At 42.3% G+C, this 22,230-nt stretch carries 22 protein-coding genes; 15 read left to right on the plus strand and 7 right to left on the minus strand.

Annotation, left to right across the window (positions count from 1 at the left end; translation table 11 throughout):
- Positions 1–6: 6 nt before the first annotated feature.
- Together HXT33_RS01965 and HXT33_RS01970 are read right to left on the minus strand one after the other, a co-directional pair.
- Positions 7–1,779, minus strand: a complete 1,773-nt coding sequence (locus HXT33_RS01965) for a UDP-N-acetylmuramoyl-L-alanyl-D-glutamate--2,6-diaminopimelate ligase (protein ID WP_375169000.1) — start codon at positions 1,777–1,779, stop codon at positions 7–9.
- A gap of 80 nt (positions 1,780–1,859) precedes the next feature.
- Entirely contained in the window at positions 1,860–2,639 is a 780-nt protein-coding gene (locus HXT33_RS01970; protein ID WP_375169572.1) for an exonuclease domain-containing protein, read from the minus strand.
- Positions 2,640–2,746: 107 nt separating this feature from the next.
- On the opposite strand from HXT33_RS01970, the gene HXT33_RS01975 reads away from it, so the two are divergent.
- Complete coding sequence (locus tag HXT33_RS01975) at positions 2,747–3,319, plus strand: sigma-70 family RNA polymerase sigma factor (protein ID WP_421787351.1); 573 nt, start codon at positions 2,747–2,749, stop codon at positions 3,317–3,319.
- A gap of 60 nt (positions 3,320–3,379) precedes the next feature.
- On the opposite strand, the gene HXT33_RS01980 is transcribed toward HXT33_RS01975, so the two are convergent.
- The 4 genes from HXT33_RS01980 to HXT33_RS01995 all read right to left on the minus strand — a co-directional run bounded on the left by HXT33_RS01980 (position 3,380) and on the right by HXT33_RS01995 (position 6,262).
- Positions 3,380–3,454: a 50S ribosomal protein bL37 gene (locus HXT33_RS01980; protein WP_369803150.1), complete on the minus strand. Its 75-nt coding sequence runs from the start codon at positions 3,452–3,454 to the stop codon at positions 3,380–3,382.
- Positions 3,455–3,560: 106 nt separating this feature from the next.
- The gene (ybaK, locus tag HXT33_RS01985) at positions 3,561–4,061 is read right to left on the minus strand and encodes a Cys-tRNA(Pro) deacylase (protein ID WP_116793876.1); all 501 of its coding nucleotides are present in this window, start codon (positions 4,059–4,061) and stop codon (positions 3,561–3,563) included.
- Positions 4,062–4,237: 176 nt separating this feature from the next.
- Entirely contained in the window at positions 4,238–5,293 is a 1,056-nt protein-coding gene (gap, locus tag HXT33_RS01990; RefSeq protein ID WP_004134581.1) for a type I glyceraldehyde-3-phosphate dehydrogenase, read from the minus strand.
- A gap of 171 nt (positions 5,294–5,464) precedes the next feature.
- Positions 5,465–6,262 (minus strand): thiamine diphosphokinase, encoded by a 798-nt coding sequence (locus HXT33_RS01995; RefSeq protein WP_116793877.1) that lies wholly within the window; start codon positions 6,260–6,262, stop codon positions 5,465–5,467.
- 245 nt (positions 6,263–6,507) lie between these two features.
- Here HXT33_RS01995 and asnB point away from each other — a divergent pair, with 245 nt between their 5' ends.
- The 10 genes from asnB (at position 6,508) to HXT33_RS02045 (ending at position 16,694) form a co-directional block, all read left to right on the plus strand.
- The gene (gene asnB, locus HXT33_RS02000) at positions 6,508–8,394 is read left to right on the plus strand and encodes an asparagine synthase (glutamine-hydrolyzing) (protein ID WP_116793878.1); all 1,887 of its coding nucleotides are present in this window, start codon (positions 6,508–6,510) and stop codon (positions 8,392–8,394) included.
- A 227-nt stretch (positions 8,395–8,621) separates the two neighbouring features.
- Positions 8,622–9,359 (plus strand): translation initiation factor IF-3, encoded by a 738-nt coding sequence (infC, locus tag HXT33_RS02005; RefSeq protein ID WP_205727541.1) that lies wholly within the window; start codon positions 8,622–8,624, stop codon positions 9,357–9,359.
- On the plus strand, positions 9,340–9,534 hold the full coding sequence (gene rpmI, locus HXT33_RS02010; RefSeq protein WP_004128670.1) for a 50S ribosomal protein L35: 195 nt from the start codon (positions 9,340–9,342) through the stop codon (positions 9,532–9,534). Before infC ends, rpmI begins: the two co-directional genes overlap by 20 nt.
- Positions 9,535–9,602: 68 nt before the next feature.
- Positions 9,603–9,986 carry a 50S ribosomal protein L20 gene (rplT, locus tag HXT33_RS02015; protein ID WP_004105106.1) on the plus strand — a complete coding sequence of 128 codons (384 nt, stop codon included), beginning with the start codon at positions 9,603–9,605 and terminating at the stop codon, positions 9,984–9,986.
- Between the two features lie 96 nt (positions 9,987–10,082).
- Positions 10,083–11,042: a site-specific tyrosine recombinase gene (locus HXT33_RS02020; RefSeq protein ID WP_375168998.1), complete on the plus strand. Its 960-nt coding sequence runs from the start codon at positions 10,083–10,085 to the stop codon at positions 11,040–11,042.
- Between the two features lie 48 nt (positions 11,043–11,090).
- Positions 11,091–11,930 carry a ParA family protein gene (locus tag HXT33_RS02025; protein ID WP_119520490.1) on the plus strand — a complete coding sequence of 280 codons (840 nt, stop codon included), beginning with the start codon at positions 11,091–11,093 and terminating at the stop codon, positions 11,928–11,930.
- 208 nt (positions 11,931–12,138) lie between these two features.
- Positions 12,139–14,064: a translational GTPase TypA gene (typA, locus tag HXT33_RS02030; RefSeq protein WP_375168997.1), complete on the plus strand. Its 1,926-nt coding sequence runs from the start codon at positions 12,139–12,141 to the stop codon at positions 14,062–14,064.
- A 45-nt stretch (positions 14,065–14,109) separates the two neighbouring features.
- The gene (locus HXT33_RS02035; RefSeq protein ID WP_116793882.1) at positions 14,110–14,517 is read left to right on the plus strand and encodes an alcohol dehydrogenase; all 408 of its coding nucleotides are present in this window, start codon (positions 14,110–14,112) and stop codon (positions 14,515–14,517) included.
- Positions 14,518–14,598: 81 nt separating this feature from the next.
- Complete coding sequence (locus HXT33_RS02040; RefSeq protein ID WP_375168996.1) at positions 14,599–15,597, plus strand: prephenate dehydratase domain-containing protein; 999 nt, start codon at positions 14,599–14,601, stop codon at positions 15,595–15,597.
- Positions 15,591–16,694: a prephenate dehydrogenase gene (locus HXT33_RS02045; protein WP_421787356.1), complete on the plus strand. Its 1,104-nt coding sequence runs from the start codon at positions 15,591–15,593 to the stop codon at positions 16,692–16,694. The genes HXT33_RS02040 and HXT33_RS02045 overlap by 7 nt, the downstream gene beginning before the upstream one ends.
- A gap of 37 nt (positions 16,695–16,731) precedes the next feature.
- Here HXT33_RS02045 and HXT33_RS02050 read toward each other — a convergent pair whose 3' ends face one another.
- The gene (locus HXT33_RS02050) at positions 16,732–17,025 is read right to left on the minus strand and encodes a DUF6725 family protein (RefSeq protein ID WP_375168994.1); all 294 of its coding nucleotides are present in this window, start codon (positions 17,023–17,025) and stop codon (positions 16,732–16,734) included.
- A 78-nt stretch (positions 17,026–17,103) separates the two neighbouring features.
- Between HXT33_RS02050 and HXT33_RS02055 the strand changes: the two genes are divergently transcribed.
- The 4 genes from HXT33_RS02055 to HXT33_RS02070 all read left to right on the plus strand — a co-directional run bounded on the left by HXT33_RS02055 (position 17,104) and on the right by HXT33_RS02070 (position 22,228).
- Positions 17,104–18,072: a tyrosine recombinase XerC gene (locus HXT33_RS02055; protein ID WP_116793886.1), complete on the plus strand. Its 969-nt coding sequence runs from the start codon at positions 17,104–17,106 to the stop codon at positions 18,070–18,072.
- Between the two features lie 384 nt (positions 18,073–18,456).
- Positions 18,457–20,094, plus strand: coding sequence for a peptide ABC transporter substrate-binding protein (locus HXT33_RS02060; protein ID WP_421787359.1), 1,638 nt, complete (start codon positions 18,457–18,459; stop codon positions 20,092–20,094).
- A 215-nt stretch (positions 20,095–20,309) separates the two neighbouring features.
- Complete coding sequence (locus HXT33_RS02065) at positions 20,310–21,236, plus strand: ABC transporter permease (RefSeq protein WP_116712311.1); 927 nt, start codon at positions 20,310–20,312, stop codon at positions 21,234–21,236.
- Between the two features lie 14 nt (positions 21,237–21,250).
- Complete coding sequence (locus tag HXT33_RS02070; RefSeq protein ID WP_019260850.1) at positions 21,251–22,228, plus strand: ABC transporter permease; 978 nt, start codon at positions 21,251–21,253, stop codon at positions 22,226–22,228.
- Positions 22,229–22,230: the final 2 nt, after the last annotated feature.

Consider the following 22,230-nt stretch of genomic DNA (forward strand, 5'->3'; position numbering starts at 1 on the left):
TTAATGTTAAAGCGTAAAAAGACGTTTTATGATTTCTGAATCACCCTCGTAAGGCACATGCTTGTTTTCGTGTTTAATCCAACGCTCATCGCCTTTGCCAATCAAAAGAATAACGTTGAATTTTTCTTCGCGATTAAAGCTTTTTCGAGCGTCGTCAACACTGTATTCCACTGCATCTGGACGGTCTATAATAATATGCGACTTAACGTTTTCGTTAGTTATGTAGCCTCGCATATCTTTGCAAATATCCATTTCGTCTTCTGTATTTGTGTCTTCAGTTGTAAAAATAAACTGGTAAATACGATTTTGAGCAGCTTGAACGATTTCCTTACGACGATCGTAAGCTTTATTACCTGCAGATCCTGTTACTAGTGTAATTCTAGGGTTTTCCTTACCGTAACGTTCATCAACAAAATCAAGAAGTGCTTTAGTGGAAATATAATTATGCGCGTAATCAACAACAGCAATTGTGTTAGACTGTGCGTCTTTGAATACTTCCATGCGTCCAGGAATCTTAATATTTTCAATAGATTTCAGTGCTGCTAAATCAGTATCCTGATTAATTGAAAGTTCTCCAGCAATAGCAATTGCTGCTAAAGCGTTTTCGTAATTAAAATCTCCCGCAATTGCAAGCGAAAAGTCGTCAACAGTAGAGTAGTGTACGTCTTCATCGCCGTTATCTTCGTCCGTATCTCTAATAGAAATGCAATGCGACTCACTGTTTCCTGTAGGCATTGCAATGTAGTCAGGCGTAAGTAGCTCGGCATAGTCGTCGTCGTTAACAGATGCGCAATAATCTATGTGATTATCTTCTAAATCGTCACTATTCATAGCTTCGCAAGAACTATTGTCTATTTCATCTTTTTGGATTCTTGCAAAAGTTGTTACAGGCACATTGTTACGTTCTGCATCTTGCAACAAAAGATCTGCGTGATCAGCATCCGCATTTAATACCAATCGCTTAGTATTTGCAATAATTTGACGTTTGCAATACAAGTAATCTTCAAAAGTTGGGTGCTCAATAGGACTAATATGATCCGGACTAATATTTAAGAAAGCTGCAACGTCAAACTTAAGCCCGTACACGCGATTTACCTTATAAGCTTGGGAAGAAACTTCCATAACAAGGTATTTCATGCCGTTATCTACAGCTTCGCGCATCATTTTAAAAGCGTCGAAACTCTCGGGAGTTGTTAAATCTGACTCAACGTAATTAACACCGTCTAAGCAGTTATCTACGGAGGAGAACAACGCTGCTTTTGAGCCAGAATGTGCGTTTAGAATAGCGTGAGTAAAGTATGCGGTAGTTGTTTTACCTTTAGTTCCAGTAATTCCAACAACTGTGAGTTTTTCTTGAGGATTTCCAAAGAATGCTGCAGAAAGTATGCTCATTGCTTTGCGCACGTCTGTAACAATTAAGCCAACAGCATTTGTGTACTCGGCGTAACTCTGCTCAGCAACGTATGCGCTAAGACCTTTGCTGTCTGCGTCTAAAAGATATTCAGGTTTAAAATTGCCCTTAATAAAAAGCAAAGTTCCAGGCTTAATATCGCGAGTATCGTAAGTTGCGTGGGCAAAACACTCATCCGCATCAAAATTGGCAAAATAATACGGGTTTAAAGACCATATTTCATTACGGGAATGCGTAGAGTCTGTAGCTTTTTCGCTATTGGAAACTGAATCTTGTGACTCGTGATGCTGAATCATTTCGCGCAACAAGCCATATTGTTGCAAAAGCTTACTTGCGCTTGTTAGTGACAACGTGTTGTGCATAGTCATATTTTTCTTTTCGCTAAACATAAGTAAATATTTTTAAGCAATAATGCAATTGGATTATAAATTGTTTATTTTAAACAAGTTTAAAGCCAAGTCCCACGAATTGGCTCACGGCCATGAGATTCAAGCCACTTGTTAAAACTATCTCTCCAACGAATATATGCTTCTCTCTGCCAACTCATTAGCTTGCTTAATGTCATGCTTCCAATTTGCTCATACGCATTGCAAATAGGAGCAACTAAATCAAGAGCTGCCACAGTATCTGCAGTAGCATCGTGGAAGTCACCAATTGGTTCAACGCCATAGAATCGGGAAGTAAGAGTTAAAGTGCGTTTCCCAGGTCTTATAGAAACAGCGCGATCAATAACTAGCGGATCTACCGTAAGAACATCGTTTTCTGTAAGAGTGCTTATGCTGCAAGCTGGTCGTTGATTTAAAGATTTGAGTTGCCAACGGTTCAAATCATGACGAAGCATAGCAACATCAAACGGTGCGTTATAAGCCAGCAATGGAATATTTTTTGCTTGAGCCAAGCTAACTGCTTGTGCCAGGGTTTCAAGTTCTTCTACAGGTTCTCCGCCGTGTTCTTGAAGGTATTCGTCTGTGAAACCATTTACTTCGCTTGCTTTAGGATTCATAGGCTGATGAGGGTTAATTAGCCATGTAGAAACAGTATCGCCTTCGTGTCCTAAAGAAGGATTTCTTAAAACCAAGGTTGCGGAAGCTATTGCGTCTTTACCAATATTTGCTCCGGTCGTCTCAGTATCGAAACCAAGCAGCCACGATTTTGAAAGTGGAGTGTTTTCCTCTTGAAATGGAGCTGCATTTAAAGCATCTAACAATTCTTTAATATTTGTTGGCATAGTCACAATATTACCGCAATGGCGGGTTTTGGCGCGCGGGCAATCTACAAAGCGATTCGTCGAGATATTTGCAAATCTATGTGCAAAGTAAAAAGTATTATTAAGTTATGACTAAGTCTAATAAGTGCGCGCTTGTTAAGCGTAAATATGAGCAATTTGAGCAGCTTATTACTCCATGTGTTGATTCTTTATACACTCAAGCTATGCGATTAACCAATAATGCTCAGGATGCTCAAGATTTAGTACAAGATACTTTTGAGCGTGCGCTAAAATCTTTCTCAACTTTTCATCCTGGCACAAATTTTTCAGCTTGGATTAACAGGATTGAGCGCAATTTGTATTTTAATCAATACGCAAAAGAAAAGCGTGCGCCTAAGCGAGCGAATGATAAAACTGGCGATTATAACGATTGGGATATTTACGAAGCTTCTAATCATTCTCCAAGTGGACTGGTTTCTGCGGAACAAGAGTATTTTGAAGGATTCGCTCCTAAGGAGATTATTGCAGCTTTAGGAACTCTTCCTCCTGATCGCAGAAAAGTTTTTGTTGAGGCTGCTATCAATGGGAAATCTTATAAGCAGATTGCCAAAGAAGAAGGCATAAAAATTGGTACTGTTATGAGCAGGCTTAATCGTGCTAGAACTCAGTTAAAGCACGAGCTTGCAGATTTATGCAGATAATCAAAACAAAAAGCCCGCGTAGAAGCGGGCTTTATAGTATTTATAAGCAAAAATTACAGCTTAAGCATTTGGCCTTTTGCCGTGATTTGCTGCTTTTTTACGACGCGCCTTGCGCTTGCGGCCACGCATACCCATAATGGTACTCCTTAACGATTAATTAACAACCTTAGGGATTATCGCACGTTGCCAAGACGTTATACTAGCTCACGCCTAGCTTATGCTAAATCTCGTTGCAGAAAACTTATGCTGCAATATCTGCAACGGTTGCATTTAACAATGTTACGATGTCTTGAGGATTAAGCACCACGTCAAGTCCGCGCTTTCCTCCAGAAACAAGAATCTCATCAAACTGCATTACGCTAGTGTCAAGAACTGTTTCATGATGTGTTTTCTGACCAAACGGCGAAATTCCGCCAACCACGTATCCGCTTTCACGTTGCGCAACTTCTGGGCTTGTCATACTAGCTTTCTTTGCGCCAACAGCTGCAGCAATTGCTTTCATATTTAGTCGTCCATTTACTGGAACAATTCCAACTACTCGCTTTTCGCCAGTATCAACCATAAGTGTTTTACAAACTTGGGCGGCACTTACTCCAAGTTTTTCAGCAGCTTCAATCCCATAGCCGTCATCCATATGATCTGCATCATGCTCATATTGAGCAATTCTAAAATTGATTCCTGCTTTTTCTAATTGAGCAATAGCAGGAGTTGCTTTTCCTGTTTCTGCATGTTTTTTACTCATTGCGTTTCCCCTTATATTGCGTGGCTTAGTAGCAATTTTGTGTTACATGATATGCTATACCAACTTTTGACTTAATGTGAATCTAAAAAATAAACCCCTTGTGAGCTTAGAAAGCAGCACAAGGGGTTTTATAAACCTTACAAAATCAGATTATTCTGATTTTTACTTGAGCGAAATCACTCGGAGATTTCAGCGAAGTAAAGAAGGGTGCGAATCATGTTAGCGGTGAAGCCGCACTCGTTATCGTAGAAGGTAACGGTACGAGCCAAAGTTACGCCGTCAACGGTGTTCACATCGGTCTGAGTTGGGTCGAAAACGCCACCGTGGGTGTCGCCAATAATGTCGGAAGACACGATGCTGTCGGCATTGTAGCCGAAGTACTCGCAGTTCTCAAAAGCCTTCTTGAAGGCTTCGTTGATTTCTTCAGTGGTTGCTGGCTTCTCAAGAACGGTGGTCAACTCGGTAACGGAACCATCTGGAACCTGAATACGCTGTGCGTGACCCTGGAGCTTGCCGTTAACTTCTGGCACAACCTTGCCGATTGCCTTAGCAGCGCCGGTGGAGTGCTCAATGGTGTTGCAAGCTGCAGAACGGTTGTTACGTGGCTTGGAGCCGCGTGGGCCGTCAAGAATCATCTGAGTTCCGGTGTAAGCGTGGATTGTGGTCATGAAGCCGGACTTAATTCCCCAGTTATCTTGCAAGAGCTTAACCATGGCAGCCATGGAGTTGGTGGTGCAAGAACCAGCGGAAACAATGTTGTCGGAGGCCTTCAAAATCTGATGGTTTACGCCGAATACGACTGTTGGGGTGGTTTCATCCTTAGCAGGAGCGGAGATAAGAACCTTCTTAGCGCCAGCGTTCAAGTGAGCCTGGGACTTTTCTGCAGAAGTATAGAAACCGGTGCATTCAAGCACAAATTCAACGCCATCATTCTTAACCCATGGAATGTTATTGGCGTCCTTCTCGGCGTATACCTTATAAGTCTTACCGTCTACGACGATTGCGTCTTCGGTAGAAGTCACCTCAACTGGGGTGCCGTCATCGTGGCGGAATGTGCCGTGGGTGCTGTCGTACTTAAGCAAGTAGGCGAGCATAGAAGGAGTGGTCAGATCGTTGATGGCTGCGACTTCGATATCACCGGCTTGACCGCCGCGAGCTTGAAGCTCAAAAATACGACGGAATGCAAGACGACCGATGCGACCGAAACCGTTAATACCAATCTTGACTGTCATGTGGTTCTCCCTTGAGTGAGACCTCGTGCGCAACGTTTAAGTCGCGCTATTTTCGCGATGAAAACTCACGCATTGTGGTCATCGTTATTTGAATTAACGGTGTTTATTTTAGTGTGCGGTCTGTACGAAAAGTTGCAGAACAGTGCACGTAATGTGTAAAGAGTTAAAGGTCTATTCGTTGTAAGTCATAGACTCTGCAGCTGCAGTAGTTGAGTCAGTTGGAGTTGCTTCACTTTCCAGAGGAACAGCTAATGCTTCAGAAATAGAAGTGTCAATTTTACCTAAATCTCCAACAGGCCTCTTGAACCAGCTAACTTGCGGCAAAGGAGCGTTAATTGGGAATGTTACAATAAGCGTTCCTTCATGAACATCAATATGAGCCGGTGTGTTGTTTAATAATTCGTTGCTTAAACCTTGAACAGCGTCGCCGTGCATAACAGCATGCTCAAGCTGATATTTTAGACCAGTCTCGTTTACATCATTTGAAACAGGAGTGTGCGAAAACACTGAAACTATGCGAGATTCGCTTCCGTTTGATGCTGGAAAATCAAGTGAACCATCGTGAATAGCGGTAACGATTTGACCGTCGCCATATAAGAAGCCAATTCCGCCGCGACGAGCTAAGCGAACCATAAGTTGAATATTGGAAATTGTATGGTCAACGCGTCCACCTAAGCCGCCAAAAATATGGAATTCTCTAGCTCCTTTAGACCATCCAACTTTTAATGCGGAAAGTAAATCTGGATCGTCCTTTTCAGATGGCAAACGTGTAATAATGGCGTCGGTAGGAAGCTTAAGGCGAACAGAATCAAAATCTCCAATAAGAGCATCTACATGCAAACCTAATTCGCATGCATGATCCCATCCACCATCTGCAGCAATAGTTAGTGCGCGATCCGGCACATGCTCACGTGTATTGTCGTAATAATCTCCTGCTGCTAGTACTACGCAGCGTTGCAAAGGTTCCATATCATCATAATAACGCGCTATTAGTATCTATTTAATGCTTTCAAACAATAGTTTACAAACGCTGTATTGAGTAGTATTTTGTTATGTTTTTGCTTGATATTCTTCAATAACATAAAGCGCTTGATGTAACATTGCATATCAGACTAGATTTTCTAAGACATTATAGATTTTCTGCATAAGTAGCAGGAAAATAATTTGTTGGAAAATAATATGACTTGTGTTGTGCACCTTACGAGGAGAAATAAATGTGCGGAATTGCTGGGTTCATTAATGACACCCCAATTAACGTCAAAAAACAAATTGTTAAAGATATGACGGATGTAATTGCTCACCGTGGGCCTGACGAGTATGGCACAATGATTGATGATCATGCAGCATTGGGATTTCGTCGTTTAAGCATTATTGATCTTCACGGCGGTTCTCAGCCAATGTATAACGAAGACGGAAATCTTGCAGTTACATTCAACGGTGAAATTTATAACTACAAGCCACTTCGCGAAGAACTTATTAAAGCTGGTCACATTTTCCACACTGATTGCGATACAGAAGTATTAGTGCACGGTTATGAACAGTGGGGTAAGGATTTACTTAAACGTTTGCGCGGAATGTTTGCGTTTGTTATTTGGAATAAGCAAACTCAAGAATTGTTCGGCGCTCGCGACCATTTTGGTATTAAGCCTTTCTATTATGCGCAAATGAACGGTACTTTTATGTATGGTTCCGAAATTAAATCTCTTCTTCGTCACCCGGATTTTAAGAAGGAACTAAACGAGAACGCGCTTAAGCCTTTTATGACTTTCCAATATCCTGCAATTAGTGAGACTTTCTTTAAGGGCGTGTTTAAGCTTCCTGAAGGACATTGCTTCACTTATAAAAATGGTGAGATGAAAATCGAACAGTATTACGATCCTAATTTCCGTGAAAGCAAGCAGCATTTGAACGAGCTTGTGGATTTGATTGATAAAACTGTTTGCGATTCTGTTAAAGCTCATCAGATTGCAGATGTTGAAGTTGGTTCCTTCCTTTCTTCAGGCGTAGATTCTAGCTATGTTGCCGCTGTTGCTCGCCCAGAGCACACGTATTCAATTGGTTTTGCTGGTGGACGTTATAACGAGTCCAAGCAGGCTGGAGAATTGGCGAAAATTATTGGCTTGAATAATAAATCTGAAATTATTGATGCTGAAGACGCATTCCGTTATTTCCCGCAGATTCAATGGTATTTAGATGAGCCTGATTCTAACTTCTCTTGCGTCCCATTGTTCTTCCTAGCGAAGCTAGCTTCTCAGGATTTGCGCGTTGTGTTAAGCGGCGAAGGCGCAGATGAATTATTTGCAGGATACATTGATTATGGTGTTCACACGCGTTCCAAGCTTATTAAAGTTGTGACGCGTATGCTCGCAAAGTTGCCGAAAAAGTTGCGTTATGCAATTGGTAGAGCAGCAAAAGGAAAGCATTTCCATGGAGCATGGCATTTGTACGCTAATTTGGCTCCAGCTGAGGAGCATTTTATTGGACAGTCAAAGGTTTTCAATGAGGAAGATGCTGTAAAACTTTTGAAGCCTGAATACCGTAAAGGTCCGCATGTTATGGATATTGTTGGTGCTATTTACAACAGAATTTTAGGTAAGGGTCTTTCGGAAGTTAAGAAGAAGCAGTATCTCGATATGCATCAGTGGATGCCGGGAGATATTTTGCTTAAGGCAGATAAAATGACAATGGCTCACTCTTTGGAGCTTCGTGTGCCTTTACTTGACCGTATGCTTATGGATGTTGCAGAGCAGGTTCCTACTAAGTATTTGATTACTGATGAAAATACGAAGTTTGCTTTCCGTCAAGCGGCTGCACGTCATTTGCCTAAAGCTTGGTATGACCGCGAAAAGCTCGGTTTCCCAGTGCCAGTTAAGGATTGGTTGCGCGAAGAACGTTTTTATAAGATTGTGCGCAAAACTTTTGAAAGTGACGATGCGGCAAAGTTCTTCGATCGTGACGCTTTACTTCAAATGATAGATAACAACTATGCTAAGCGTACTGACGATCGTCGCAAGATTTGGACAGTTTACACTTTCTTGACCTGGTATGACGTGTACTTTAATCACGACGGATTGAAGCCTGATCCTGTGCAGGTTGCGTAAGCAAGTCTATTAACAATTTGCGCAATGGTTATTTGTCAAGGCATGTAGTATACTAAACATTTGGCTTGAGTAATCAAGAAAGTGGGATGTCCCCACCTGGAAGCCTACTGTGGTTTCGGGTTCATTACTTCGCTCATGCGAGTTGGCTTTGTTTTAAGCTGCTTGCCGCGTGTAATTTTGCGCGTTTTATTGATATGAAGTGTTGAATCCTTAAACTCTTGGACTTCTTGGTGTATTGCATTCTACCAGTATTTAGAAGGATTGGAGTCATCATTAGCGACGAACCACGCATTAACGAGGAGATTCGAGTCCCTCAGGTGCGCCTTATTGGTCCAAAAGGCGAGCAGGTGGGAGTTATCGCAACCTCTGTCGCGTTAAACCTTGCAAGGGAAGCTAACCTCGATCTCGTCGAGGTAGCGCCTACTGCTAAGCCTCCAGTAGCCAAGCTTATTGACTACGGTAAGTACAAGTACAACGAAAAGATGAAGGCTCGTGAAGCACGCCGTAATCAGACCACTGCTGAGGTTAAGGAAATTCGTTTCCGCCTCAAGATTGATGATCATGATTTTGACGTTAAAAAGGGTCATGTACTTCGTTTCTTGAACGGTGGAGATAAGGTAAAGGTCACTATTATGTTGCGTGGCCGCGAACAGTCTCGTCCAATTGGCGGCGTTGAACTGTTACGCCGACTTGCGGATGAGGTCTCTGAAAGTGGCACCGTTGAGTTTGCGCCGAAGCAAGAGGGTCGCAATATTATTATGACTCTCGCTCCAAAGGGCAAGAAGATTCATACACAGTCTGAGCAGCGTCGTAGAGGCGCTGAATCTCGTGCAGAGCGTCAAGCTCGCCAGGCTGCACGTCTTGCGGCAAAGCAGGAAGTGCAGGCACAGGCTGCAGATGCAGTAAATGCTATGCAATCCGATCAACATCACAAGGAGGGCAGCAATGCCGAAGATGAAAACTAATTCCGCAGCGTCCAAGCGCGTTCGTCTTACCGGTACCGGTAAGGTGATGCACGATGGTAGCGCCATGCGCCACAACTTGGAGCACAAGTCGGCTCGTAAACGTCGTGCTCTTTCCGAAGATAAAGTATTGGCTACTGCGCAGAGCAAGAAGCTTAAGGGCTTGCTCGTTAAGTAAGTAACAAGTAAGAATTGCTTGTAAACGAATACGCAATCATAAATTTTTAAGAAAGCTGAGGAATACTTATGGCACGAGTAAAGCGCGCAGTAAACGCTCACAAGAAGCGTCGCGTTGTTCTTGAGAGGGCTTCTGGCTACCGCGGTCAGCGCTCCCGTCTTTACCGCAAGGCAAAGGAACAGCTGCTCCACTCATTTACTTATAACTTCCGCGATCGCAAGGCTCGCAAGGGTGATTTCCGCAAGTTGTGGATTCAGCGCATCAACGCTGCAGTTCGCGCTGAAGGCATTACCTACAATCGCTTCATTCAGGGCTTGCATTTGGCAGGCATCGAATTGGATCGTCGCGCTCTTGCTGAGCTCGCTGTTTCCGATATTGAAGCATTCAAGGCTGTTGTCGAAGCTGCTAAGGCTGCATTGCCAGCTGACGTAAACGCTCCAGTTGAAGCCTGATTTCGCTTTAATAGAGTTTGATTTTAAGCCCGTCTATTTTAAGGCGGGCTTTTTCTTTTAAAACAACAAATTTACTTATTAGCTATAATTATTTTTATGCGCTCAAATCTTGATTCTGACAATAGAAAAAATAATATTCCTGAAGAATTTGCATCTTATATTCAACGTTTTATTGCGCATATTGATATTGAGCGTGGTCTTTCTAAAAAAACTGTATCGGCATACGCTTCAGATTTGCAAGATTACGCATCTTGGCTTTACGGTGAGCGAAAAATTAAAGATGTTACCGCTATTTCGCAGTTAGATATTGAATCATATATTAGAACTTTGCATAAATTAGGTTTGGGATCTCGCACTGTTGCTAGAAGACTTGCAAGTATTCACGAATGGCATCGTTTTATGCTCGCTCATGGAGATATTAGCGCTGACGCTTCAGCGTTTGTAAAAGCGCCAAAACAGGCAGATTACTTGCCGGATGTGCTAAGCATTGATGAAGTAAATCGTGTTATTGAAGCTGCTGGAAATTTTGGTAGCGAGGACGCTATTTCGATTAGAGATGCAGCTTTGCTAGAATTTTTGTACGCTACAGGAGCGCGAATTTCGGAAGCAGTTGGCGTAAAATTCGAAGATATTGATTTAGACGACTCCGTTGTAAAACTTACTGGCAAAGGCGCAAAGCAGCGTCTAGTTCCAATTGGTGGTTGCGCGATTAGGGCTATTCGTAAGTATATTGAAAAATCTCGCCCAATATTATCTTCAAAAGGCAAGAAGGAATTGCACACTATTTTCTTAAATAAACGTGGCAATGCTTTATCTCGCCAGTCAGCATGGTTTGTGGTTGTTGATGCAGGTAGTCGCGCAAAACTTGGACGCCCCTTGCATCCGCATACGCTACGGCATTCTCTTGCCACGCATCTTATTGCAGGAGGTGCAGATGTTCGCACAGTTCAAGAGCTTCTTGGTCACGCTTCTGTAACAACTACGCAAATTTACACGCACATTAGCCCAGATGCTTTATTCGAAGCGTATGTAATGAGTCATCCTCGTGCTAGATAATTTCATTCTCAGAGTTTCGTGAGTATACCTGTTGATAAAGTGGGGAACATGCCTACTGATTTACTTGGACGCGAATACGAGACTTTTCATGCGCCGGAGCTGCTTACTTCTCACGGTCCTGCGCGAATTATTGCTATGTGCAATCAAAAAGGTGGAGTCGGTAAAACAACCAGCTCTATTAACATTGCTGGAGCTTTAAGCCAGTATGGTCGTCGCGTTTTAATTGTTGATTTCGATCCGCAAGGTGCTGCAACTGTTGGTCTTGGCATTAACGCTAACGCGCTTGACAACACGGTTTATACAGCATTATTCGATTCGTCAGTAGATGTTCACGACGTAATTCGTCATACTGAAACCGAAAATATTGATATTATGCCAGCGAATATTGATTTATCTGCTGCAGAAGTTCAGTTGGTTACAGAAGTTGGCCGTGAACAGATTCTCGCAGGCGTATTGCGTAAAGTTAGAGACGAGTATGACGTTATTATCGTAGACTGCCAGCCTTCTCTAGGTTTGCTTACTGTAAACGCGCTAACAGCAGCAGATGGCGTAATTATTCCGCTTGCTGCAGAGTTCTTTGCACTTCGAGGTGTTGCTCTTCTTATGCAATCTATTGAAAAAGTGCAGTCGCGAATTAATCCAAATCTTAAAGTATTTGGCGTTCTGGTTACTATGTATACACGCACTTTGCATAGCGAAGAAGTCTTACAGCGCATTTACGAAGCTTTCCAAGACCGAGTTTTGCATTCCGTGATTTCCCGCTCTATTAAATTGCCGGATTCTACTGTTGCTGCAGTTCCTATTACTATTTTTGCTCCTGAGCACAAGACTGCAAAAGAGTATCGTGAGGTTGCGCGCGAGCTTATTGCTAAAGGTGTTGTTGCTTAAGTTTTTTACTGCTTGATTTGCGCGAGTTGTTTTTACTTCTCGCACTTTTTTGTAAGGCTGTCTTAGCTCGCGAGTAAAATCGGCGAGGTTTGGCAGTTTGCCGATTTTGGTTTTGCCAATAACGTATTGCGGCTATTTGATTGGCTTCAGCTTTAAAATAGTTGCTTGTAAATAGTTACTTAAACGCGAAGAATGGAAGAGGTTTGTGATGACTGTTCGCGGTGATATTCGAAATGTGGCAATTGTGGCGCACGTCGACCACGGTAAGACCACTCTGGTAAACGCCATGCTTCAACAGTCGCACGTATTCTCTGAGCGTGAAGAAGTTCCAGATCGCGTTATGGATTCCAATGATTTGGAACGCGAAAAGGGCATTACTATTCTTGCTAAGAACACGGCTGTGCAGTACACCGGTCCGTTGGCTGAAAAATATGGTCACCCAGAAGGCATTACTATTAACGTGATCGATACCCCTGGCCACGCTGACTTTGGTGGCGAGGTTGAGCGCGGTATTTCCATGGTTGACGGCGTTGTTCTTCTTGTTGACGCTTCTGAAGGTCCACTTCCGCAGACTCGTTTTGTGCTTCGTAAAGCTTTGGAAGCTAAGCTTCCGGTTATTTTGTGCGTGAATAAGGTTGATCGTCCAGATGCTCGTATTGAAGAAGTTGTTGGCGAATCTACAGATTTGCTTCTTGGCTTGGCTCAGGATGTTGTTGAGGAAGGTATTGATCTTGATCTCGATGCTTTGCTTGATTTGCCAGTAATTTATTGCGCTGCTAAAGCCGGTTATGCTTCTCAAAATCAGCCAGAAAATGGCGGTTTGCCAGATAACGACAATTTGGAACCACTGTTTGATTCTATTATTTCAAATATTCCAGCTCCGCAATACGAGGAAGGCGCTCCTCTTCAAGCTCATGTTGCAAACATTGATTCCTCCGACTTCCTTGGACGCTTGGGCTTAGTTCGTATTTATAACGGCATTTTGGAAAAGGGTAAAACTTACGGTCTTTCCCGCGTCGACGGCTCTATTGAAAACTTCCGTGTTTCTGAGCTTCTTCGCACTCAAGGCTTGGAGCGTACTCCTGTAGCTTCTGCAGGTCCTGGCGATATTGTGGCTGTTGCTGGCGTCAACGATATTATGATTGGCGAAACGATTGTTGATCAGAACGATCCAAAGCCTCTTCCGTTAATTCATGTTGACGATCCTGCAATTTCTATGACTTTCGGCGTAAACGATTCTCCTCTTGCTGGAACTGAAGGCAAAGATCATAAGCTTACTGCTCGTATGATTAAGGATCGTTTGGACCGCGAGCTTATTGGTAACGTTTCTATTAAGGTTATTCCAACTGAGCGTCCAGATGCTTGGGAAGTTCAGGGTCGTGGCGAGCTTGCGTTGGCTGTGTTGGCTGAGCAGATGCGTCGCGAAGGCTACGAGCTTACGGTTGGACGTCCTCAGGTTGTTACTAAGACTATTGATGGTCAAATTAACGAGCCTATGGAAAGTACAACTATTGACGTTCCAGAAGAGTACATGGGTACTGTTACCCAGCTTATGGCTGATCGTAAAGGCCGCATGGATTCTATGAGCAACCACGGTTCTGGTTGGGTTCGTTTGCAGTTTACTGTTCCTTCTCGTGGTCTTATTGGTTTCCGCACGGCTCTTCTTTCTGCTACTCGCGGAACTGGTATTGCAAGCTCTATTTCTGCAGGCTACGCTCCTTGGGCTGGTCAGATTGTTACTCGCCAGAACGGTTCCATGGTTTGCGATCGCAAGGGTGTTGCAACTCCTTACGCTATGCAGCGTTTGCAGGCTCGTGGTATCTTCTTTGTGGATCCGCAAAGCCCAGTTTACGAAGGCCAAATCGTTGGTATTAACAACAAGCCAGACGAGTTGGATGTAAACATTACGCTTGCTAAGCACATGACTAACATGCGTTCTTCGACTGCTGATGTGCTTGAGACTTTGACTCCGCCAATTAAGATGAGTTTGGAAGAGTCTCTTGATTTTGCTAACGAAGACGAGTGTGTGGAAGTTACACCTGAAGCAATTCGTGTTCGCAAGATTATTTTGAGCCGTGACGAATGGTATAAGTGGCGTGCTAAGCAGCGTCGTCAAAACAATAATGCTGCGTGATGTATTCTCGAAAATACTATTTGTAAATTGAGGCGCTGATTTACTATGACAGCAAAACCGTGGTCGCATCGCTTACCTTTATGGGGTAGGTATGCGACCACGTGTGTTTCTTCTGCAATATGCGCACTAATTGGAACTTTTGTGCATCGCGCTGGAGCAATGAATAATTTGCCATATGGTTTTGTTATTGCCGTAATATTGCTCGCACTTTCTGCTTGGTGTTCCAGAGCTCGTAGTGGATGGTGGGGATTATTTATTCACGCAGTAGTTTTTTCTGCTGTTGTATGGATTCTAGCGCTTGGTTTTATTGGTAACGCAATTCTTATTCCTGTAGGCTTTACTATTCCTATGCCTTGGTGTGTGAAATACGTTGGGTATTTTTGGCTTTATGGCATTCTTATTGCTCACGCAATTTTGCTTTGTATGCCTCAGCGTTGGTTTGTTGTTGAATAGTGTTAAATAAGTAAAGAATTTACAGTAGTCTTTACAATAGTTTTGACAGTATTTTTTACAGTGGTCTTTAAGGGAATAGCCATGGATAGTAATAAGAACAGTAATAGTGCTCGTAAATTATGTTATTTAGGGCCGGAAGGTTCTTTTACTCATCAAGCTGCTTTAAAAGTTCAACAGCAGTTACAATCATTTGATAATTTGCCACTTATTCCAGCTGCTTGCGAGAATGTTCTTAGCATTGCTAGTGAAATTGAGAAGCATAACAATTGGGGTGTTATTGCGTGGGAAAACAATATTGAAGGCGTTGTAATACCTAATTTAGATTTACTAATCGATGCAAAAAATATGGTTGGCATTGCTCGCGTAGGCGTCGATATTAGTTTTGATGCTGTTATTTGCAAGTCAGATTCAATTGATAACTGTTCTGCTATTGTTGCTCATCCGCACGCGTTGGCACAATGCCGTAAGTTTGCTCAAAAGCGCGGTTTGAAAGAAAAAACTGCGTCTTCAAACGCTGCTGCTTGTAGGGATTTAGTTCCTGGCGAAGTTGCTTTATGCCCTAGAATTTGTGCCGATTTATACAATAGGCAGATTGTGAGCGAAGGTGTTGAAGATTTTTCTGGCGCTCGCACTGAGTTTTTAGTATTAGCTCCTCGAGATGAGGTTTTAGATTTTGTTAATATTCAGCGCGAAAACTTTTCATCATTTTCATCAATTATTGCTTTTATTCCGCGTTGCACGGGCGCTGGCGTGCTAGCAAATTTGCTTGACGTTGTGCGCGATCATGGTCTTAATATGACTTCTTTTATGTCTAGGCCAATTAAAGGGCAGGATGGTTTATACAGTTTTATTGCAACTGTTGATTCTGCTCCTTGGGATTCTATGTGTAAAGATATGATTCAAGAGGTTGTTGAGCATGGAGATTGGGTTCGAGTTTTAGCAGTGTATCCTTCCGAAAAGCGCAATAATCCTGTGATGAACGATTGGATGCTGCCTAATGGCGGAGTGTGTGTTGAACCTTCGGTTGATTCTTTGCGCAATTTGAACGTAATGCAGGCAGAAAGAGAATTATTATGGTAGAAAACGCTGAATTTTCGCAAAATTTTTCTGTTGGTATTGTAGGTCTTGGTCTTATTGGTGGATCTCTTGCAAAAAGACTTGCAAAATTGCCTGAATGTAGCGTTTATGCGTGGAATCGTCATCATAATCCATACGAAGAAGCTGAAAATTTAGGAATTACTTGCGTGGACAATGTGCAAGATTTAGCTAAGCTTCGCCCAAACGTTCTGATTTTGTGCAATTCTCTAGCTTCTATGCCAAGTATTTTGCAGGAAATCGCACCTTATGTTGACAAATCTCGCACAACTATTAGCGATGTTGGTAGTGTAAAAACTTTAGTTCGCCAGCAAGTTGCTGCAGCAGGTTTGCAGGATTGCTACGTTGGTTCGCATCCTATGGCGGGTAGTGAATTTACTGGTTGGAAAGCTTCTAGTGCTGAGCTTTTAAATGGTGCTTTGTGGGCTTTAACCGTTGATAGCAACACGGAATTTTGGCGAGTTAGCAATGTTTTACGAATGATTGTTTCGCTATGCAAGAATCGCGCAATAGTTTTAGACGACGAAACGCACGATAATTCTGTGGCACTTATTTCTCACATGCCTCACGTTGTTGCGACTTCTCTTGCAAATGTATTATGCGATCAGCCTAATCGTGCTATTGCTTTGCAATTATCTGCAGGCTCTTGGCGAGATATGACGCGCGTTGCTCTTACAGATCCTCAACGCACGCGCGCAATGGTAAGCGAAAATCGGCATAATACTGCGAAATTATTGCGTTCTGTAATTTCTGAACTAACTTTTGCTGCGGATATGCTGGATCAAGATGTAGAAGTTGCTGACGATAATGAGCAAGAGTTTTTTGCTAAAGCTCAATCGTGGAGAGAATATAAATACCAGCAGCGCAACTCGTGTAAAACGAATACGCAACAAAGTGATGCTGCAAATCAAAGCGATGCTGCTAATAGCAGATTGTGGAAGTATGATTCCAGAATCAATTGGCAGCAGGAATTACTAGAATCCGCGCGCTTAGGTGAATCTATTGTTGAAATCTGCGGATTTAATACCAACGAATCTTCGCAACTGCTATTGTGCGCAGATAATTCTCTAAGCAACGTCTAATGCGAGTTTGTGCTTAGTGTGGCGCGAGTTTTAATGTCTATATTTTAAGCGGCTTTTGGAATTTGCGTTCCGGCATTGGCCTTAAGCGTGCAATTGTGCTGGCATCAATGAACATTTCTTCGGCAGCTCTAGTGCCGTTTGCTGCAGGATCTCGAAGTAAGTGAAGCGTTTCTCCATCCCACTCAAGTACGTGCCCAATCGCATCATGATACTCGATTTTTTGCTTTCCATCGTTATTTTCTTCTATAATTTTGTATGTTCTTACTACTATGCGCGTGCCTGCAGGTATTCGCTGTGGTAGTGTAGTCAAGTTTTTTATACGTGTTTCCATAACATGCTCCTTGTTGTATTATGCATGTGACTGGCGCGTATGGCAAACGTTTATAAAGTTACGCAAGGGTGATTAAGCATGGAAAATAAGCGAGTGGCTTCCAATAGTTTCGTAAATTTTCCTGCCCAATATGCGAGTTTAGTAGATGATTACATTACGTATGTAAGCGCGAATAAGGGCTTGGGGGAGCGCACGAATCGAGCTTACACAAGTGATATTAAACAGTGTTTAGCATGGTGTAATCGTCACGGTTTTAAAAATATTTCAGATCTTACTACGGATGATTTGCGTTCTTGGATGGCAGACGCTTCTAGAAATCATGCTCGTTCAAGCTTGGCAAGAAAAGTTGTTGCTGTGCGCGGATTTTTCGCATGGTGCCAGCATGTTGGGTTTATAAATGGTGACCCTGCAGAAATTTTGATGACTCCAAAAATTAAGAATGTTCTTCCATCTGTTTTAGATGAGTCTCAGGCAGAAGCGCTAATGAATAATATTGATTCTAAAGCTAATGATTCATCTTCGTGTAATAAAAATCAGAAAGCTGTTGAACTTCGCAATGCTGCAATTATTGAGCTTTTATATGCAACTGGCATTCGCGTTGGTGAGCTTACTGGATTAAATATTCAAGATATTAATTTTTCATCGCATACTATAAAAGTTACAGGTAAGGGAAATAAGCAGCGCGTTGTTCCTTTTGGGATTCCGGCCGCAAAAGCTTTGTCTGAATGGCTTTCAGATAGCGGGCGAAAAATTTTATTGAAAGATTCTGCACAAACTGCAATATTTCTTGGCGCTCGCGGAAAGCGCATTGATCAGCGATTAGTAAGACAAGTAGTTCATGATGCGGCTAAAAGTGCGCATGTTCCGGATATTTCTCCGCACTCTTTGCGTCACAGTGCGGCTACGCATATGCTTAACGGTGGGGCAGATTTGAGAGAAGTGCAAGAATTGTTGGGTCATTCTTCGCTTAATACTACTCAACGCTATACGCATGTATCTATAGAAGCGTTGAAACAGCGGTATTTACAAGCTTTTCCGCGTGCTTAATTATCTGCATATTAGATGCATAATTTCTCTGTAATTAACAAAGCCTTTACATAAAAGATTACATAATTTACATATATGTAATATATTTAAATCAGTAAAAAACAGTAAAAATTATTGGTAAAATAGTAAGTTTTTTAGTTTTTATGCGAAAAGATGGTGTTTTAATCAGTAATTTTTAGATATAAACAGTAAATTTTACAATTTACTTATACTCTTGCAATGTTTGCAAAAATACGTATCATTGAATTTTAATCAACGAAGAGGCCTTGTCATTGGCTAAAAGAATCCATCTGGCAATAAAAACTAGATGGATTTTATTTTATTCATGACTTGGCTTTTTGTATTGATATAGCATCCTGCCTACCAGACGTTAGGAGAATAAATATGAAGAATAAGGCTTTAGCTTTTGCCGCTGCGGCCTGCTCGTTGGCCATGTTGCTTGGTGGCTGCGGCTCATCTGCTTCGAAGACTGCGCAGACAAACGGTGGAAAAGTTATTATTACCGTAAATAACACTGAGCCACAGAACGAATTGGTGCCTGGCAACATTAACGAAAACGCTGGTGCACGTCCTGCTATGTTGGTCAACTCAACGTTGGTCACTTTTGACGAAAAGGGCAACCCAGTAAATGAGGATGCTGAAAGCGTTACTCCAAACGCAGACGCAACTCAGTACACTGTTAAGCTTAAAGAAGGCAAGAAGTTCAGCGATGGTACTCCTGTTACCGCTGAAAGCTTCACCAAGGCTTGGAGCTTTGTTGCCAACGCTAAGAATGCACAGAAGTGCGCTTCCTTCTTCCAGACCATTAAGGGTTATGACGAATTGCAGAAGGATGGTTTGAAGGGCGACGAACAGCTTTCCGGTTTGAAGGTTGTAGATAAGAACACCTTCACCGTTGATTTGAAGCAGCCAGATTCCGTGTTCCCAATTAAGGTTGGCTACTTGGCATTCGCTCCACTTCCAGAATCCTTCTACAAGGATCCAAAGGCTTATGGTGAAAAGCCTGTTTCCTCCGGTCCATACTTGTTCAAGTCTTGGGATCACAACAGGCAGATTGAAGTTGTGAAGAACCCGGCTTACGAAGGCCCTCGCAAGGCTCAGAATGATGGCGTTACCTTTAAGATTTACACCGATGGTAATGCTGCTTACCGTGACGTACAGTCCGGCAACCTCGATATGACCGATAACATTCCAGATACTGAAACCAGCAACTTCCAGAGCGATAGCACAATCACTGCTTACAACAAGCCTGGTTCTGTAATTCTTCAGTTCACTATTGCTTCCAGCCTCCCACACTTCGATGTTAAGACTGAGGAAGGCCGCTTGCGTCGTCAAGCAGTTTCCATGTCTATCGATCGTAAGGCAATTGCTGAAAAGGTGCTGAACAAGACTGCTGCTCCTGCTAACGACTTCACTTCTCCAAAGACCCCAGGCTACGATCCTAATTTGAAGGGTAGCGAGCATTTGAAGTTCGATGCAAAGAAGGCTAAGGAATTGTGGGCTAAGGCAGAAGCCATTTCCAAGTATGATGGTCCTCTTACCTTCACCTACAATGCTGATAACGCTGTTGCTAAGTCCGTGTTCGATGCAGTTGTGAACTATGTGAAGAACAATTTGGGTGTTAAGGCAGAAACTACGCCAATCCCAACCTTCCAGGAGTTCCGCGATGCATGCACCAAGCGTAAGGTTAAGGGCGCATGGCGTGCAGGCTGGATGCCAGATTATCCAAGCCCAGAAAACTACTTGACTCAGCAGTTCGCTTCTGTCGCAGCTGATGGCAATGGTTCTAATGATGGCGATTACAAGAATCCAAAGTTTGATGAATTGCTTACCAAGGCTACTGCATCTTCCGATGCAAGCGAAGCAACTAAGCTTTATCATGAAGCTGGCGAAACTCTTCTTGAGGATCTTCCATCTGTACCACTGCTTTACATGAATGCTAAGGCTGTTATGAATCACAATTTGAAGGGATTCGTAATGGATTGGCAGAACATGCCACTGTACTACCAGCTTCGTAAGTAAGATTTAAATCTTCATATGGAGTTTATATAAATTAATTTCATGATATTCAGAAAAATACTTAATTCTGATATCACCTCTCAATAATTTAATATCGCGTATAGCGAAATTGCTACTCCAGTTGAAGGAACGAAGGAATTAATCCAAAAAATTTTTTTCAACTGGAGTGGCACTTTGTTGTTTTTGCGAGTAATTGTTAACAATTCAAGGAGAAGCCGATGGGTAAGTACATTCTGCGTCGAATTTTGCAGATGATTCCTGTTGTTCTCGGCACAACGTTATTGGTTTATGCTTTAGTATTTGCTTTGCCGGGTGATCCGGTAAATGCAATGTTTGGCGATAAACCAGTTAATCCTGCTGTCGCAGCACAAATTCGAGCTAATTATAATTTAGATAAACCATTTATTATTCAATATTTACTGTTCTTAAAGAATGCGCTTACTCTTGACTTTGGCCAAACCTTTGCGGGTCAGCCTGTTATTGATGAGATTGGTCGTGCATTCCCTGTAACCATTCAGCTTGCTGTTATGGCGTTTGCATTTGAAGCTCTGTTTGGTGTAACTTTCGGTATTATTTCTGGTCTTAAAAAAGGCAAATGGTACGATAGCGTAATTCTTATTGTTTCTCTGCTTCTTATTTCCGTACCAACCTTCGTAACTGGTTATGCTATGCAGTATTTGCTTGGTATTAAGTGGCATATTCTTCCTCCTAATGTAAGTAATGATCCTGGATTCTTAGATATGCTCACTCCTGCAATGGTTCTTGGATCTGTATCTATGGCATATGTAATTCGACTTACAAGGTCTGAAGTTTCGTCAAATATTGCGCTCGACTATGTTCGTACAGCTCGTGCGAAGGGTTTAAAAGAAAGCTCGGTAATTATTCGTCATATTTTGCGCAATTCGCTTATTCCTGTAGTTACTTTCTTGGGCCAGGATTTGGGTGCATTGATGGGCGGCGCTATGATTACAGAAACAATATTTAATATTCATGGTATTGGCTTCCTTACTTATCAAGGTATTTTGAAGGGTGAAAGCAACCTGGTAGTTTCTGTAGTTACCTTGCTTATGCTGATTTTCGTAGTCAGTAATTTACTTGTTGATATCTTGTACGCGGCTCTTGATCCGCGAATTCGTTACGCGTAAGGAGAAGCATAATTATGCAAGAAAAAGTTGAGGAAAATTTGACTGCTGCAGATATTGCTCTTCCAGGACAGGAACGTTATGTTGCTTCCTTGGATGAAACTCCGTTACAAGAAGTTGATTCCGTTGACGAGTCTGCTCCTGCTACGAGCATGTGGGCTGATGCATGGCGTACTTTGAGACGAAATCCTTTGTTTATTATTTCCGCAATATTGATTATTGCAATTTTATTTATTGCATTATTCCCAGGATTGCTCGTTAAGCAAGATCCAATGTATTGCGTACTTAATAACTCTTTGATGCCAAGTTCTTCTGGTCATCCTCTTGGATTCGATAAGCAGGGATGCGATATTTACGCTCGTGTAGTATACGGAACTCGCACTTCTGTAACAATCGGCATAATTGCTACAGCTTTGGTTGTTTTAGTTGGTTCTTTAATTGGTGCTATTGCAGGCTTCTTCGGAGGTTGGGTTGATGCTGTTCTTAGCCGCATTACCGACATCTTCTTGGCTTTGCCTATGCTTCTTGGCGCTATAGTTGTTCTCCAAATGTTTAGAACCACAAAATCAATGTGGAAGATAATTCTAGTTATGGTTCTATTCGGTTGGGTTAGTGTTGCTCGAATAGCTAGAAGTGCTGTTATGGAATCAAAGAATCTAGAATTTAACACAGCTTCTACAGCTTTAGGATCTAGGCCTATACGAAATCTCTTTAGGCATATTATTCCAAACTCTTTGGCTCCAATCATTGTTGTTGGCACAACTTCTCTAGGCTCCTACATCGTGTTGGAAGCAACACTTAGCTTCCTAGGTATTGGTTTGCCAACTACTACCGTGAGCTGGGGTGGAGATATTGCTACTTACAGCAGGTACTTCAATAATAGTCCAGAAGTATTGTTCTATCCGTCATTTGCGCTTGCTATTACAGTTCTTGCCTTCATTATGATGGGTGACGCTGTAAAGGATGCGTTGGATCCAAAGAGCCGTAAGGCGTGAAG

This window comes from Gardnerella sp. DNF00753, assembly GCF_049244275.1.
Classification (GTDB): Bacteria; Actinomycetota; Actinomycetes; order Actinomycetales; family Bifidobacteriaceae; genus Bifidobacterium; species Bifidobacterium greenwoodii.